The sequence below is a fragment of the Leisingera sp. XS_AS12 genome, from assembly GCF_041224635.1.
Taxonomy (GTDB): Bacteria; Pseudomonadota; Alphaproteobacteria; order Rhodobacterales; family Rhodobacteraceae; genus Leisingera.
In genome coordinates this window covers 38670-53741 of record NZ_JBGFGM010000121.1, presented here as the reverse complement: position 1 = coordinate 53741, position 15072 = coordinate 38670, and the positions used below count along the sequence as shown (strand labels likewise).

General features: G+C 62.5%; 13 protein-coding genes and 1 tRNA gene. 7 read left to right on the top strand and 7 right to left on the bottom strand.

Going from position 1 to position 15072, the window contains the following annotated elements; all coding sequences use genetic code 11:
* Window positions 1–28: 28 nt before the first annotated feature.
* From AB9K35_RS19600 to AB9K35_RS19570, 7 genes are all read right to left on the bottom strand, one after another.
* On the bottom strand, window positions 29–988 hold the full coding sequence (locus tag AB9K35_RS19600; RefSeq protein WP_369928718.1) for a TAXI family TRAP transporter solute-binding subunit: 960 nt from the start codon (window positions 986–988) through the stop codon (window positions 29–31).
* A 261-nt stretch (window positions 989–1249) separates the two neighbouring features.
* Window positions 1250–2005 (bottom strand): ABC transporter ATP-binding protein, encoded by a 756-nt coding sequence (locus AB9K35_RS19595; protein ID WP_369928716.1) that lies wholly within the window; start codon window positions 2003–2005, stop codon window positions 1250–1252.
* A complete protein-coding gene (locus AB9K35_RS19590) occupies window positions 2002–2859 on the bottom strand; it encodes an ABC transporter ATP-binding protein (RefSeq protein ID WP_369928714.1) in 858 nt (285 codons plus the stop codon). Before AB9K35_RS19590 ends, AB9K35_RS19595 begins: the two co-directional genes overlap by 4 nt.
* Entirely contained in the window at window positions 2856–3773 is a 918-nt protein-coding gene (locus AB9K35_RS19585) for an ABC transporter permease (RefSeq protein ID WP_369928712.1), read from the bottom strand. The genes AB9K35_RS19590 and AB9K35_RS19585 overlap by 4 nt, the downstream gene beginning before the upstream one ends.
* Window positions 3770–4828 carry an ABC transporter permease gene (locus tag AB9K35_RS19580; RefSeq protein ID WP_369928710.1) on the bottom strand — a complete coding sequence of 353 codons (1059 nt, stop codon included), beginning with the start codon at window positions 4826–4828 and terminating at the stop codon, window positions 3770–3772. The genes AB9K35_RS19585 and AB9K35_RS19580 overlap by 4 nt, the downstream gene beginning before the upstream one ends.
* 1 nt (window position 4829) lies before the next feature.
* Complete coding sequence (locus tag AB9K35_RS19575; protein WP_369928708.1) at window positions 4830–6425, bottom strand: ABC transporter substrate-binding protein; 1596 nt, start codon at window positions 6423–6425, stop codon at window positions 4830–4832.
* An 81-nt stretch (window positions 6426–6506) separates the two neighbouring features.
* Window positions 6507–7553: a dipeptidase gene (locus tag AB9K35_RS19570; protein WP_369928706.1), complete on the bottom strand. Its 1047-nt coding sequence runs from the start codon at window positions 7551–7553 to the stop codon at window positions 6507–6509.
* 466 nt (window positions 7554–8019) lie between these two features.
* Here AB9K35_RS19570 and AB9K35_RS19565 point away from each other — a divergent pair.
* The 7 genes from AB9K35_RS19565 (at window position 8020) to AB9K35_RS19535 (ending at window position 15010) form a co-directional block, all read left to right on the top strand.
* A tRNA-Arg gene (locus tag AB9K35_RS19565) sits at window positions 8020–8096 on the top strand.
* A 304-nt stretch (window positions 8097–8400) separates the two neighbouring features.
* Window positions 8401–9963, top strand: coding sequence for an ABC transporter substrate-binding protein (locus tag AB9K35_RS19560; RefSeq protein ID WP_222454790.1), 1563 nt, complete (start codon window positions 8401–8403; stop codon window positions 9961–9963).
* Between the two features lie 147 nt (window positions 9964–10110).
* Window positions 10111–11091 (top strand): ABC transporter permease, encoded by a 981-nt coding sequence (locus tag AB9K35_RS19555; RefSeq protein ID WP_222454791.1) that lies wholly within the window; start codon window positions 10111–10113, stop codon window positions 11089–11091.
* A complete protein-coding gene (locus tag AB9K35_RS19550; RefSeq protein ID WP_222454792.1) occupies window positions 11088–12035 on the top strand; it encodes an ABC transporter permease in 948 nt (315 codons plus the stop codon). The genes AB9K35_RS19555 and AB9K35_RS19550 overlap by 4 nt, the downstream gene beginning before the upstream one ends.
* A gap of 4 nt (window positions 12036–12039) precedes the next feature.
* Window positions 12040–13035, top strand: a complete 996-nt coding sequence (locus tag AB9K35_RS19545) for an ABC transporter ATP-binding protein (protein WP_222454793.1) — start codon at window positions 12040–12042, stop codon at window positions 13033–13035.
* Window positions 13032–14075, top strand: coding sequence for an ABC transporter ATP-binding protein (locus AB9K35_RS19540; protein WP_369928703.1), 1044 nt, complete (start codon window positions 13032–13034; stop codon window positions 14073–14075). The genes AB9K35_RS19545 and AB9K35_RS19540 overlap by 4 nt, the downstream gene beginning before the upstream one ends.
* 14 nt (window positions 14076–14089) lie before the next feature.
* Window positions 14090–15010 (top strand): LysR family transcriptional regulator, encoded by a 921-nt coding sequence (locus AB9K35_RS19535; protein WP_222454795.1) that lies wholly within the window; start codon window positions 14090–14092, stop codon window positions 15008–15010.
* Window positions 15011–15072: the final 62 nt, after the last annotated feature.

Below are 15072 nucleotides of genomic sequence, written 5' to 3'. Positions count from 1 at the left end.
AGCGGGCGGGGCCGGTTCAGGTTGCGGCTTACTTCTGGGCGCCGCTCAGCGCGATGCCGGCCTCTTCGTAATAGCGGATGGCGCCGGGGTGCAGCTTGGTGCTGATATGGGCCATCAGCTCAGGCGTGACGCCGTTCCACCAGGGCGAGACATCGGCCATCTTTGCCTTCTGCTCCCAGAAGGTTCGGGTCAGCGCATAGGCCGTGTCGGCATCCATCTTGGTGGTGGTGAAGGCGGCCACCGGCAGCGAGGTGGTGGTGATGTCCTCATCCTGTCCGGCGTAGGTACCCGCCGGGATCACCAGCGTTGCGCGTTTGGTTTCGGCGATCTCTTCCGCGCTCAGCGACAGCACGGTAACGGGGGTGGAGGCGGCGGCCTCGACCACGTTCGGCGCCGGGAAGGAGCCAGCGGTCACAAAGGCGTCGATCTGGCCGTTTTTCAGCGCCGCGACCGCGTTGGACAGTTCCGCCTCTGCGATCTTGACCGAGTCCGCCAGTCCGAAGAGCGACAGGTATTTCTCGCCTTCGCGTGCGCCGAAGGAGCCCTTGCCGAGCAGGATCGTCTTGCCTTCCAGATCCTTCAGGGTGCCGGTGCCATCCTGGCCCGCCATCACGAAATGCATCGTCAGCGAGGGGATCGGGAACAGGGCGCGGATCTCGTCGAATTGCGGCGCGCTGCGGTCCTTGAACGGGCCCTTGCCCTCCTGCGCGAGGCCGATCAGCGCAGGCGGCGTGGTGAACACATAATCACCGCCGCGGGCGCGTACTTCCATCACGTTCTGGGTCGAGCCCTGGCTTTCCTCGACGGTGACGATGATATCGCCGTTGGTGCCGGCTTTCATCGCTTCGGCCAGCTCCACGCCCATCTGATAATAGGAAGAGCCACTCTTGGCGGATTTGTAGGTGACGCGCGTTTCCGCCGCGGCGCCCTGGGCCATCAGCAGGCCCGCGGCCAGCGCGGCGCCGACAATGCGTTGAAACTTGGACATGGTGGTTCTCTCCCTTGCAGATCCGGTGACTTCCTTGCTGCTGTAAATGACGCCGCGCGGCTCCCCGCGTCAACCGCAAGAGCGCTGTGGAGGCTGGCAAATCGCCCCCTTTACAGGGGGCACTCACGGGTGCGCAGGGCGGCAGGTGTTTTTGTGCGCGATGCGCGCGAATGGCGGGCCGGAAGGGCGCGTTGCCAACCAAAAAATGGGGCCGCGTGCGGCCCCATCTATCTGGTTTCGCCTCTGCCGAGGACTGAGGGGTCAGGCCACCCGGTTTACAGAAGCCTGCAGCAGCTGGCTGGTGTAGTCGTGTTGGGTGCGGCCTGCGCGCATGTCCTCGATGCTGATGATCTCGACGATCTCGCCGTTGCGCATCACCGCCGCCTGATCGCACATATGCGCAACCACGGCGAGGTCGTGCGACACCATCACATAGGTCAGCCCGTGTTCGGCGCGCAGATCGCTGAGCAGGTTCAGGATCTCGGCCTGCACCGACACGTCCAGAGCTGAGGTGGGTTCATCCAGCAGCAGGATCTGCGGCTCCGACGCCAGTGCGCGCGCGATGGCCACCCGCTGGCGCTGGCCGCCGGACAGCTGGTGCGGATAGCGGAAGCGGAACGCCGGGCCGAGGCCCACGTCCTGCAACAGCCGTTCGATCCGGCTGTTGATGTCGCTGAATCCATGCAGTTGCAGCGTCTCGGTCAGCACCTGGTCCACCGACTGGCGCGGATGCAGCGAGGCATAGGGATCCTGGAACACCATCTGCACGGTCTTGTAGAAAGTCCGGTCGCGTTTGTGGCCCAGTTCCTTGCCCGCGACGCTCATGTGGCCCTCCCACTGCGGGGCGAGGCCGGTCAGCGCCTTCAGGATGGTAGACTTGCCAGAGCCGCTTTCCCCCACCAGGCCAAAGCTTGCGCCCTTGTTGACCGTGAAGCTGGCGGATTTCACCGCCTGGAACAGGTCGTGGTGGTCGCCGAAATAAACGCTGAGGTCGTTGATCTCCAAAGCCGCAGTCATGTGCTGGCCTCCACGCTGGGGGCGTCGCGCCAGGCCGGGTCTCGGTTCAGCACCTCGAGCCGTTTGCGCGGCGCATCAAATTGCGGCAGGGAGCCGAGCAGCCCCTGCGTGTAGGGGTGCCTGGCCTCATGCAGCTTGTCCGCATCGCAGACCTCGACCACGCGACCGGCATACATGATCAGCACCCGGTCGCAGAACTGCGACACCAGGTTCAGATCGTGGCTGATGAAGATCAGCCCCATGCCGCGGTCCTTGACCAGCTTGTCCATGATCGACAGCACCTGCCCCTGTACGGACACGTCCAGCGCCGAGGTGGGCTCATCCGCGATCAGGATTTCCGGGTTCGGGATCAGCATCATGGCGATCATGATCCGCTGGCCCATGCCGCCGGACATCTCGTGCGGGTAGGCTTTCATCACCCGCTCGGGGTCGCGGATCGATACCGCCTCCAGCATCTCCAGCGCCTTGGCACGGGCCGCGGCCTTGCTGGCGCGGTTGTGCAGGCGGTAGGCCTCGATGATCTGATCACCGATGGTCATCACCGGGTTGAGCGAGAACTTGGGGTCCTGCATCACCATCGAGATCTGCTTGCCGCGTACCTTTCGCATCTGCCGCTCGGACAGAACCAGCAGGTTCTGCCCATGCAGCGAGATGTGATCGGCCTCGATCAGGCCGGGCTTGCGGATCAGTTGCAGGATGGCGCGGCCGGTCATGGATTTGCCGGAGCCGCTTTCCCCGACGATGCCCAGCCGCTCCTTGCCGAGCGAGAAGCTGACCCCGCGCACGGCGTCGAAAATCCCGTTGCGGGTCGGGAATTTCACCCAGAGGTTCTTTACGTCCAGAAGCGTGCTCATGAGGTGCTGTCCTTCGGATCCAGCACGTCGCGCAGCCCGTCACCCAGCAGGTTGAAGGCCAGCGAAACGGCAAAGATGGCAAGTCCGGGCATGGTGGCCACCCACCAATGGTCCAGAATGAAACGGCGCCCCTCGGAGATCATTGCGCCCCATTCCGGGCTGGGCGGCTGCGCGCCAAGGCCAAGGAAGCCGAGCCCCGCGGCGGCGAGGATGATGCCGGCCATGTCCAGTGTCACCCGCACGATCAGCGAGGAGATACAGAGGGGCCAGATGTGCTTGATGATGATGCGCAGCGGTCCCGCGCCCTGCAGTCGGATGGCGCTGATGTAATCCGACGAACGGATGGTCAGCGTCTCGGCCCGCGCCATGCGCGCATAGGGCGGCCAGGCGGTCAGGCTGATCGCCAGGACCGCGTTTTCGATCCCGGCCCCCAGCGCGGCGACAAAGGCCAGCGCCAGCACCAGCCGCGGGAAGGCGAGGAAAATGTCGGTGATGCGCATCAGGACCATATCGGTCACCCCGCCGGCATAGCCGGAAATGGTCCCCACCAGCAGCCCGGCCACCGGCGCGATAAGCGCGACCAGCGCGACGATGTAAAGGGTGATCCGCGCGCCATGGATCAGACGGCTGAGGATATCCCGCCCCAGCGAGTCGGTGCCAAGAACATGCCCCTCGGTGCCCAGCGGCTGCAGCCGGTTGCCAAGATCCTGAACAAAGGGATCATGCGGCGCAATCCAGGGCGCAAGCAGGGCGATCAGCACCAGCGCCAGGATGATGGCAAGGCCAGCCATCGCCATGTGGTTGGATTTCAGCGAGAGCCAGCCCTTGTAGATGGCGGCCCAGCGGGCCTGGCGGCGCGACGTCGGGGTCTCCGACGTGAGCCAGGCGTGCAGTGATGTAGCTTGACTGCTCATTTGGACCTCGGGTCGAAGATTTTATAGAGAAGATCGGAAAAGACGTTGAGGCAGATGAAGACAAGGCCCACCACAACCGTGCCGCCCAGCACCGCGTTCATGTCCGCAGACAGAAGCGCCGTGGTGATATAGCTGCCGATCCCCGGCCAGGAGAAGATGATCTCTGTCAGCACCGAGCCTTCGAGCAGGTTGGCATAGGACAGCGCGATGACGGTGATCAGCTGCACCCGGATGTTTCTGAACGCATGGGTCCAGATCACCGCCCATTCGCTCATGCCCTTGACGCGGGCGGTGGTGACATATTCCGCCGAAAGCTGCTCCAGCATGAACGACCGCGTCATCCGGCTGATATAGGCAAGGCTGTAATAGCCCAGAAGCGAGGCGGGCAGGATGATGTGGGAAAACGCATCCCAAAAGGCGCCCCAGTCGCCGGAGATGAGCGAATCCAGCAGGATCATGCCGGTGACGGAGGGGATCATGTCCTCGTAGAAGATGCCCTGCCGCCCCGGTCCGCCGACCCATCCCAGGATGCCGTAGAACACCAGCAGGCCCATCAGCCCGAGCCAGAAGATCGGCATCGAGTAGCCCACCAGCGCCACAACGCGGGCGATCTGGTCGATCCATGAACCGCGGCGCACCGCTGCCATCACGCCCAGCGGCACCCCCAACACACAGCCAAGGAAGATGCCGATGGTGGCCAGTTCAAAGGTCGCGGGAAAGACGCGGGCGATGTCTTCGGCCACCGGGCGCGCGGTCAGCAGCGAGGTTCCGAAATCGCCGCGCAGCACATCCGCGACATAATAGAAAAATTGCACGATCAGCGGCTTGTCGAGACCCAGCTCGAGGAAGACCGCCTCATATTGCTCCTGGCTCGCGCGTTCGCCGACCACGGCCAGCACCGGGTCAATCGGCATCACCCGCCCGATCAGGAAGGTGACGAACAGAAGACCCAGCATGGTAATCGAAATGGAGAAGAGGGAGACAATCAGCCCTCGCACCCAGTGGGGAAGAGGCAGCCGGGGCTGCCTCTTCACAAAGTTGCGTTGCATTTGCATCTTACTTGGTCACGTCCCAGTAAGCGGCGGCGGTGATCGCACCACCGAGGTTGAGGCCCTCGACATTCTCGGCAATGCCGACCTGCTCTACCTTTTGGAACATGATGGCAAAGGGCGAGGTCTCGCGGAATTCGGCCTGGATTTCCTGATAGAGCTTCGCGCGAGTCTCGGTATCGCCCTCAACGACGGCGGCGGCGGTCTTTTCGGTCAGACCACCGGTGTCCCAGCTGTTGCGCCAGGCCAGAAGGCCGGTGGCGTTGGCCTCGTCGGAATTGTCCGGGTTATAGGCGAAAGTGCCGGCGTTGGTCTGTGGGTCGGGGTAGTCCGGGCCCCAGGCGCCAAGGTAGATGTCCAGTTCGCGGGCGCGGTATTTTCCAAGGATCTGTTTGCCGGTGCCGACTTCCAGGTTCACCTTGATGCCCGCCTGGCCGAAGGTGTTCTGCAATGACTGGGCGATCTCCAGCCGCTCCTGCGCCTCGCGCACGCCGATGGTCAGCTCCATGCCGTCCACGCCGGCCTCTTCCAGCAGCGCCTTGGCCTTGTCCAGATCCAGCGAGAAGGGGTTTTCATCCACGGCGCCGAGGTAGGTCTTGGGCAGGAAGTTCTGGTGCTTTACATAAGCACCCTTGAGGAAGCTGTTTTCCATCCCGTCATAGTCGATCAGGTACTTCAGCGCCTGACGCACCTGCGGTTTGGACAGATCGGGGTGCTTCTGGTTGGCAGAGATATACATCAGGCGGCCGCGCATCTCTTCGAGGATCTCGACACCTTCGGCAGCGCGCACGCCTTCCACGTCAGAGGGGTTCAGGTCACGGGCCACGTCGATGTCGCCGCGTTCCAGCATCAGGCGCTGGGTGGCGGATTCCTGAACGTGCCGCACGATCACGCGCTTCATCGCTGGCGCACCGTCGTAATAGTCCTCGTTGGCGGTCAGGGTGACGCTTTCCTTGGGCTTCCAGCTGGCCAGGCTGTAGGGACCGGAACCGGCCGAGTTTGTGGCGAGCCAGGCATTGCCCATGTCGCCATCGACCTCGTGCTCCATCACCAGTTTCTCGTCGACGATGGCGCCGATGGTGGCGGTCAGGCAGTTCAGCACGAAAGAGGTCGCGTAGCGTTTGTCGGTGGTGATCGACACGGTATTGCCATCGACCACGATGGTTTCATCCACGTTTTCCGGGGTGAAGCCAAACTGGGTGATGATGAAGGACGGGGTCTTGTTCAGCAGCACCGCGCGCTTCAGCGAAAACGCGACGTCCTCGGCGCGCACCGGGTTGCCGGAGTGGAACTTGACGCCCTCGCGCATGGTGAAGGTGATGGTGCGGCCATCCTCGGAGACGGTCCAGCTTTCGGCCAGATCGGGCTGGAAGCCCGCGTCCAGATCGGCCGGGTCAAAATTGACCAGCTTACCGTAGATGTTGCGGATCACGTCGGCACCTGCAAATTCAAAGCTTTGCGCGGGGTCCAGGGTGGTGATGTCGTCAATGCGGTTGGCGATCACCAGCATGTTGTCCGGCGTCGCAGCCAGTGCAGGCATCGCGGTCACGCCCAGGGCAAGCCCCAGTGCGGCGGATCCGAGCAAACGGTTTAATGCGTTCATTTCAATACTCCCTGTTTTGGTTATCTTGTTGGTTTGATGTTGAACCTGCCGACTCGCGGCAGTTGTCCGCCCAGGGGCGGGTCAGCTCCAGGTCTTGTCCAGAACCCGCAGCCAATTCTCGTGGCAAAGCTTGGCCATAAGCGCATCGTCGTATCCATGCGCCCGCATCGCCTGCCGCAGCTTCGGCAGCCCCGCGACGGTGCCGATTTCGGCGGGCACGGTGGCCCCATCGAAATCGGACCCCATGCCGACCCGGTCCTCCCCCAGCACGGCGATCAGGTAATCGAGATGCCGGATCATCTGCTCGATCGGTGTGTCCGCCTCCATTCGTCCGTCCTGACGGAGGAAGGCTACGGCGAAGTTCAGCCCGACCATGCCATCGCTGTCGCGGATCGCGTGCAGCTGGCGGTCGGTCAGGTTGCGGCTGTGCGGGCAGAGGGCATGGGCGTTGGAATGGGTGGCCACCAGCGGCGCATCGCTGTGTTCGGCAACGCTCCAGAAGCCTGCCTCGTTCAGATGCGACAGGTCCACCAAGATCTTCATCTGGTTGCAGGCCTTGACCAGCCGGATGCCATCCTCGGTCAGCCCCGGCCCGGTGTCGCCGGTCGACGGATAGCGGAACGGCACCCCGTGGCCAAAGATCGTCGGGCGGCTCCAGACCGGGCCGAGCGAGCGCAAACCGGCGGCGTAAAGCACTTCCAGCATGTCGAAATCGCGATCAATCGCTTCGGCCCCCTCCATGTGCATGACGGCGGCGAGGGTGCCTTTGGCCATGGTGGTGCGGATGGCATCGGAGCTGCAGCAGATGCGAAGCGCGCCGCTGCGCTCCAGCCGGTGCAGGATTGCGGCCTGCGAGAGCGCGGCTCTTGTGGCGGCTGACGGCTCGACCATCGGGGGCAGGGGCAGGTCATAGCTTTCGGACATCATTTCTGAATCGTCCAGCGCCTTGTCCGGGCTGGGGACATAGATTGCGAAGAACCCGCCGCCAAATCCGCCCGCCCGTGCTTTCACCAGATCGATCTGGTTGCCGCCGTCACCAAGAAACCCGTCTGTTTCGCCGGAGACGTCCCCGTTGTGAATGCGCAGCAGAAGATCATTGTGCCCGTCGAAAATCAGGGGAGCTTGCATCAAATCTATCCATTCCATTCAAACTGTCGGTCGCGCCCTCGGACCGGTGCGGCCCGGTAAAGCGAACAGTCATTCTCTAATTGCGACATAAAGTCTTACGCAGATCGGCAAACGGAGCAAGAGAGAGATGAAACTTGTTAAGTATCGAAAGGGGCGACAGACCAGCGCGAAACGATTTGCCTTGCTCCGGCGCAATACGACACAGGAGCACCGTGTCAGGTGTCATCAGGGCGGGGGGGGGGGGCTTCGCAACAGCCTGTGACGGGGCGAGGTATTCAAGTTTACCCGTATGAGTTCAATATCCGGGCAGGTTGTGGCCGGTGCGTGATCGCACGCCTATCGCGAACGGCCTGCCGGACGTCAGATCCTGCAATTCGCTTGTTTTTCGGTGCGAGAGAATAAATGCGAATTTTGGTGTCTTTTGGGCTTGCGACTCCCTCGCGCTGCGCGTAAACCCCGCCGCAGTGGACCGATAGCTCAGCTGGATAGAGTACTTGACTACGAATCAAGGGGTCGGGGGTTCGAATCCTCCTCGGTCCGCCACTACCTCCCCTCCGAAAATTTAGTGACAGATGCACGCCACGTGCCGTCCGGTGTTCCGGGCATGCGCGTTTGTTGCGCTTTGCAGTGATGCCTTCTGCTGCCGGAAGGGCAGGGGCCTGGGGCTTGGCTACCGCTGGATTTCGCCACATGTGGGATTGACGGTCGGGTAAGCGACTGCTCACGCAGGGTTATTTACCTGCTGCATAGCTCCAATGCCTGCGCTGCATACCCTATGCGATATCGGCATTTCACATAATTTCTTCTGCGCAGTAGCGTGCCGTCATAATCACAGGGAGTATGCCTAATGACGAAACTTGTCAGAAGCCTGGCGGCCGCGGTCGCTGTGGCGGCGATGGTACCTATGGCTTATGCCGAGACCACCGTTCGCGTTGCCTATGACGCGGACCCGGTCTCGCTTGACCCGCACGAGCAGCTGTCTGGCGGTACATTGCAGATGTCGCACATGGTGTTTGATCCGCTGGTGCGCTGGACGCAGGACTTGCAGTTCGAGGCGCGCCTGGCCGAGAGCTGGGAGCAGATCGACGAAACCACCATGCGCTTCAAGCTGCGCGAAGGCGTGACGTTCCACAGCGGCAACACGCTGACGGCCAAGGACGTCGACTGGACCTTTGACCGCCTGAAGCGTAGCGACGACTTCAAGGGTATTTTTGCCCCCTTCACCGACGTGGAAGTGGTCGACGATCTGACTTTCGATCTCAAGACCTCGGAACCCTATCCGCTGGTCCTGCATACCGCGACCTACATCTTCCCGATGGACAGCGCCTTCTACACCGGCACCAGCGAAGACGGCAAAGACAAGTCCGAGCTGGTCAAACATGGCGACAGCTTTGCGTCGCGCAACGTTTCCGGCACCGGTCCGTTCGTGGTTACCGAGCGTGAACAGGGCGTGCGCGTCGTGTTCGAGCGTTTTGACGGTTACTGGGACGCGGATGCGGGGAACGTCGACAAGATCGTGCTGACCCCGATCAAGGAAGACCCGACCCGCGTGGCGGCCCTGCTGTCCGGCGACGTCGACTTCATCGCGCCGGTTCCGCCGACCGACCTCAAGCGGGTTGAAGGGGCCGATGGCGTCGAGCTGATCACCATGCCCGGTACGCGCATCATCACCTTCCAGATGAACCAGGAACGGGTCGAAGCCTTCAAGGACGCGCGCGTGCGCAAGGCGATCGACTACGCCGTCAACAATGCCGGCATCGTTGACCGCATCATGCGTGGCTTCGGAACCGTGGCAGGCCAGGCCAGCCCGGATGGCTACCTGGGCTACAACGAAGCCTATGCTCCGCGCTACGACCTCGAGAAAGCCAAGGCCCTGATGGCCGAGGCAGGCTATGCCGACGGGTTCTCCATCACCATGATGGCGCCGAACAACCGCTACGTGAACGACGACAAGATCGCGCAGGCGGTGGCTTCGATGCTGGCGCAGATCAACATCAAGGTTGACCTGCAGACCATGCCCAAGGCGCAATACTGGCCCACGTTCGACGAGCGCGCGGCGGACATGATGATGATCGGCTGGCACGCGGACACCGAGGATTCGGCCAACTTCCACCAGTTCCTGACCGCCTGCCCGGACAAGGAAACCGGCAACGGCCAGTACAACTCGGGCAACTACTGCAACGAGGAAGCTGATGCGCTGATGAACCAGGCGAACGCGGAAACCGACCCGGACAAGCGCGCCGAGCTGCTGCAGAAGCTGGAAGGCATCCTGTACGACGAGGCCGCCTTCATCCCGCTGCACTGGCAGAACCTGGCCTGGGGCGCGAAGTCCGGCATGAACGCGGCAGAGATCGTGAACGCGCTGAACTTCCCCTACTTCGGCGACCTGGTCGTCGAGACCGGCAGCTAAGCCAGCCCTGCAAAAGACACACCGGGGCGGCGCCGCTGCCGCCCCGGCCACCCAGCCAGAAGAACTGCAGCCACCGGGCTGCGTATGCGGGAGCCGTGCCGGATGGCGCATCCTGCGTGCTGAACAAATTCTACAAAGGTCAGGAAGATGTTTGCCTATCTCGCCAAGCGAGTGATTCAGGCGATTGCCGTGATGTTCGTCATCTCGCTGATCGCCTTTGCCATCCAGGGCAACCTGGGCGACCCGCTGCGTGAGCTGGTCGGCCAGTCCGTCTCTGAGGAAGTGCGCCAGCAGCTGCGCGATGAGTTGGGGCTGAATGACAGCTTCGTGACCCAATACCTGCGCTTTGCCGGCAACGCCCTGCAGGGCGACCTCGGCACCTCGTATTTCTTCAAGGAACCGGCCCTGGACGTGATCCTGAAGAAACTGCCCGCCACGCTGGAGCTGGTGTTCGGCGCGACGCTGATCATCATCGGCTTCTCGGTGCCGCTCGGCGTCTATACCGCGATCAAGCCGGACACGATCATCAGCCGCATCATCATGGGCCTGTCGATCGTCGGCATTTCGATCCCGGTGTTCCTGACCGCGATCCTGATGATCTTTGTGTTTTCGGTCGAATACGGCTGGCTGCCGTCCTACGGGCGCGGCGATACCGTGCATGTCTGGGGCTATTGGGAGACCAATTTTGCCACCGCTGACGGCTGGACCCATATCATCCTGCCCTCCTTTGCGCTGGCGTCGATCATGCTGCCGCTGTTCGTCCGCCTGATCCGGGCCGAGATGATGGAAGTGCTGCAGTCGGAATACGTGAAATACGCCAAGGCCAAGGGCATCAAGCCGTGGCGGATCTATTTCGTGCACGCGCTGAAGAACACGCTGCTACCGGTGATCACCGTGGGCGGCGTGCAGATCGGCACCATGGTGGCCTACACCATCCTGACCGAGACCGTGTTCCAGTGGCCGGGCATGGGCTTCATGTTCCTTGAGGCGGTGAACCGCGTCGATACCCCGCTGATCGTGGCCTACCTGATCGTCGTCGGCTTCATCTTTGTGGTCACCAACACCGTGGTCGACCTGATCTATGGCCTGGTCAACCCGACCGTGAACATTGCGAGGATGGGCGCATGAGCGAGACAGTGATCCCCAACGACCGCCCGTCGCGCTGGTCGCGGATGTGGAACTCCAACATGGGCTACAGCTTCCGTCGCAACCCGGTGGCGGTGGTCAGCATGATTGTCTTCCTGATGATCGCCTTCGCCGCCTTCCTGGCGCCGGTGATTGCACCTTATGATCCTTATGATCCCGCCAACATCGACATCATGAACTCGGAATACCCGCCGATCTGGGTGGATGGCGCGCTGCCGGAGTTCATGCTGGGCACTGACGACCAAGGGCGCGATCTGTGGTCCACCATCCTGTATGGCACGCGGCTGTCATTGCTGATCGGCATCTGCGCGGTTGCGCTTCAGGCCTTCCTCGGTATCTCGATTGGTCTGATTGCGGGCTACGTGGGGGGGCGCCTCGACAGCCTGCTGATGCGGCTGGCCGACATTCAGCTGTCCTTCTCGACGCTGATGGTGGCGATCATCTTTCTGGCCGTCACGCAGGCGATGTTCGGCTCGGATACCTTCAACCGCTACGCGGTGGTGTTCCTGATCGCGGTGATCGGCGTCGCTGAGTGGCCGCAGTACGCCCGCACCGTGCGCGCCACCGTTCTGGCGGAGAAGAAGAAGGAATATGTCGACAGCGCCCGTGTGCTGGGCTTTGGCCCGCTGCGCATCATGGTGCGCCACATCCTGCCGAACTCGCTGTCGCCGATTTTCGTGATCTCCACCGTGCAGGTCGCCAATGCGATCATCTCCGAGGCATCGCTGTCCTTCCTTGGTCTGGGCATGCCGCCGAGCCAGCCGTCGCTGGGCTCGCTGATCTCCTCGGGCTTTGACTATATCTTCTCGGGCAGCTGGTGGATCACCGCCATTCCCGGCGTGGTGCTGGTGGTGCTGGTCCTTGTCATCAACCTGCTGGGCGACTGGATGCGCGACGTCCTGAACCCGAAACTTTACAAGGGGTGACGTGATGAGCCTTCTTTCCGTACGTGACCTGACCGTCAAATTCGCCATGCGCGACCAGACGGTGACCGCGCTGAACGGCATCTCCTTTGATCTCGCCAAGGGCGAGCGCCTAGGCATCGTCGGCGAAAGCGGCGCGGGCAAGTCGATCACCGGCTTTTCGCTGATGAACCTGCTCAGTCGCCCCGGCTATATCGACAGCGGCAAGATCGAGTTCGAGGGCGAGGATGTCGTCAAGATGTCCGACAAGCGCCTGCGCGATCTGCGCGGAAACCGCATGGCGATGATCTTTCAGGACCCGATGGTGACGCTGAACCCGGTGCTGACCATCGGCCAGCAGATGATCGAGACCCTCATGGCGCACCGCAAGCTCAGCCGTGAAGAGGCGCGCCAGATCGCCATCGTCAAGCTGCGCGAGGTCTATATCCCGTCGCCCGAGGAACGTCTGGAGCAATACCCGCACGAACTGTCGGGCGGCATGCGTCAGCGGATCATCATCGCGATTGCACTGCTGCTCGATCCGCAGCTGATCATCGCGGATGAACCCACGACGGCGCTGGATGTGACCATTCAGGCCGACATCATGGAGCTGCTGCTGGAACTGTGCCAGTCCAACCAGGTGGGGCTGATCCTGATCACCCACGACCTCGGCGTGGTCAGCCAGATGACCGAGCGCACGCTCGTGATGTATGCCGGCCGCATCATCGAACAGGGCCGCACCCGCGAGATCATCAACGATCCGCAGCACCCTTATACGCAGGGGTTGATCAACGCGCTGCCGCAGCAGACGGTGCCGGGTCAGCGGCTGAAGCAGATCCCCGGCAACATGCCGGGCCTGGCCAGCATCCCCACCGGCTGCGCCTTCCACCCGCGCTGCAAATACGCCACCGATCTGTGCCGCAGCCAGATCCCCGAGGTGGTGCAATACGGCGACCTCAAGGTCGCCTGCCACGAGGTGCAGCGCCTGCAAGCAGATGAAGACCGCCAGGAGGTTCGCGCATGACGGACGCCAAGACAGAGACCCCGCTGCTGGACATCCGCAACCTCGAGAAACGGTTCGACCTGGACCACGGGCTGCTGGAGACGCTGAAGTTCCGCAAGGGCAAATTCGTCCGCGAGACCCGCTCGGTTCACGCGGTCAACAACATCTCGCTGCAGGCCCGCAAGGGGGAGGCGCTGTGCGTGGTGGGCGAATCCGGCTGCGGCAAATCCACCGTGGCGCGGCTGGTGGCCGGCCTGCTGACCCCGACCGCGGGGGAAATCCACTATGATGGCCAGCGCATCGACAACCTGTCGCGCGCGGGCATCCAGCCCCTGCGCAAGAAGATCCAGATGATCTTCCAGAACCCCTATGCCTCGCTCAACCCGCGCATGACCATCCGGCAGGCGCTGGAAGAGCCGGTGCGCCACCACAACCCCAACGCCTCGGCGGCGGAAGTGCGCGACAAGGTGACCGAGGTGATGCTGTCGGTGGGTGTCGACCCCAGCTGGGCCAAGCGCTACCCGCATGAATTCTCCGGCGGCCAGCGCCAGCGGATCGCCATCGCCCGCGCGCTGACGGTGGACCCGGAGTTCATCATCGCGGATGAGCCGATCAGCGCGCTGGACGTGTCGATCCAGGCGCAGGTGCTTAACCTGATGCTGGAGGCCAAGGAAAGCCGCGGCCTCACCTATCTGTTCATCACCCACGACCTCAGCGTGGTCGAGCATTTCGGCACCCGCGTTGCGGTGCTTTACCTCGGGTCGGTCTGCGAGGTTGCCGACACGGCGACCCTATTCTCCAATCCCAAACACCCTTATACTCGGGCGTTGCTGTCCGCGGTGCCGCAGCTGAAGGACGACCGGCCGAACCATATCCGCCTCAAGGGCGAGATCCCGACGCCGATCAACCTGCCCAAGGGTTGCCCGTTCCAAAGCCGCTGCGCCTTTGCGGATGCACGTTGTAAAAGTGAAAAGCCCAACGCCATTCACCAGCCCGACGGCAGCATGGTCGCATGCCATGCCGTCGAGGAAAACAGGCTGGACGAGATGGTGGCCGGTTAAGACGGGACGCCCATTTGGACATCATCTGGCTCAGAGATTTTGAAGCTTTGGTCGCGTGCAAGAATTTCTCGCGCGCGGCCGAAGAGCGCAATGTAAGCCAGCCTGCCTTCTCACGCCGGATCCGGGCGCTGGAAAATGAAATCGGCGTGCGGTTGATCAACCGCGAGACCCTGCCGCTGACCCTGACGCCGGCGGGGGAGGTGTTCCTGTCGCAGTCGCGTATCATGCTGCGCACCTACGAGGAAACCATCGAGCGTTGTCAGACCATCGATGCGGCAAGCGAAAACGTGATCCGATTTGCCGCCTCGCAGTCGCTGTACATGACGCACTACAAGACCCTGATCGCGCCGCTGGTCAGCGAAGATGGGCTGGAGACGGATCTGAACTCGACGTCCTGGGCGGCGGACCAGTTCGTCAGCGCGCTGCAACAGGGCTATTGCGACGTGATCCTGACCTACTGGCATCCGTCGATGGACTTCCTCGGCCCGCTCGAAGTTGCCAATTTCGAATATCTGACGCTGTCCACCGACCGGTTTGTCCCCGTGTCCCGCACCCTGCCGGACGGCACCCCGGAATTCAATTTCACGGCTTCGGGCAAGGACGCGGTGCCGTTGCTGTCCTATGGCGCCGTGTCGGCGTTGCGGTCGGTTCAAGAGTTTGCCCTGGAACAGCTGCTTCCGCGGCAAAAGGTCTTCGTGGTCAATCAGAACGCGTTGGCGAACAGTGTAAAGGCGATGATCGAAGAGGGCTTTGGCATGGGGTGGCTCCCGCTGAGCCTGTGTCGCCGCGAGATCGGCACCGGCCGTTTTGCGGTGGTTGATGATCGGCTGTCCACGGACCTTGAAATCCGGCTCTACCGCGATCCGCGCAGCACCAAGTCGACGCTGGACGTCCTGTGGAAACAGCTGCGTCAGGCGGCAGTGGACGCCGCCTGACGATCCTTGCACAAATGCGATGAGTCGGGGCCTGTCGAACATCCTTAAACTCCGCGACATTT

Excerpts from the sequence above, each read along its gene's own strand:
- AB9K35_RS19575 (WP_369928708.1), bottom strand. The coding sequence starts at position 6,425 with ATGAACGCATTAAACCGTTTGCTCGGATCCGCCGCACTGGGGCTTGCC.
- AB9K35_RS19545 (WP_222454793.1), top strand. The coding sequence starts at position 12,040 with ATGAGCCTTCTTTCCGTACGTGACCTGACCGTCAAATTCGCCATGCGC.
- AB9K35_RS19580 (WP_369928710.1), bottom strand. The coding sequence starts at position 4,828 with ATGCAAATGCAACGCAACTTTGTGAAGAGGCAGCCCCGGCTGCCTCTT.
- AB9K35_RS19555 (WP_222454791.1), top strand. The coding sequence starts at position 10,111 with ATGTTTGCCTATCTCGCCAAGCGAGTGATTCAGGCGATTGCCGTGATG.
- AB9K35_RS19550 (WP_222454792.1), top strand. The coding sequence starts at position 11,088 with ATGAGCGAGACAGTGATCCCCAACGACCGCCCGTCGCGCTGGTCGCGG.
- AB9K35_RS19595 (WP_369928716.1), bottom strand. The coding sequence starts at position 2,005 with ATGACTGCGGCTTTGGAGATCAACGACCTCAGCGTTTATTTCGGCGAC.
- AB9K35_RS19600 (WP_369928718.1), bottom strand. The coding sequence starts at position 988 with ATGTCCAAGTTTCAACGCATTGTCGGCGCCGCGCTGGCCGCGGGCCTG.
- AB9K35_RS19585 (WP_369928712.1), bottom strand. The coding sequence starts at position 3,773 with ATGAGCAGTCAAGCTACATCACTGCACGCCTGGCTCACGTCGGAGACC.
- AB9K35_RS19570 (WP_369928706.1), bottom strand. The coding sequence starts at position 7,553 with ATGCAAGCTCCCCTGATTTTCGACGGGCACAATGATCTTCTGCTGCGC.
- AB9K35_RS19590 (WP_369928714.1), bottom strand. The coding sequence starts at position 2,859 with ATGAGCACGCTTCTGGACGTAAAGAACCTCTGGGTGAAATTCCCGACC.
- AB9K35_RS19560 (WP_222454790.1), top strand. The coding sequence starts at position 8,401 with ATGACGAAACTTGTCAGAAGCCTGGCGGCCGCGGTCGCTGTGGCGGCG.
- AB9K35_RS19540 (WP_369928703.1), top strand. The coding sequence starts at position 13,032 with ATGACGGACGCCAAGACAGAGACCCCGCTGCTGGACATCCGCAACCTC.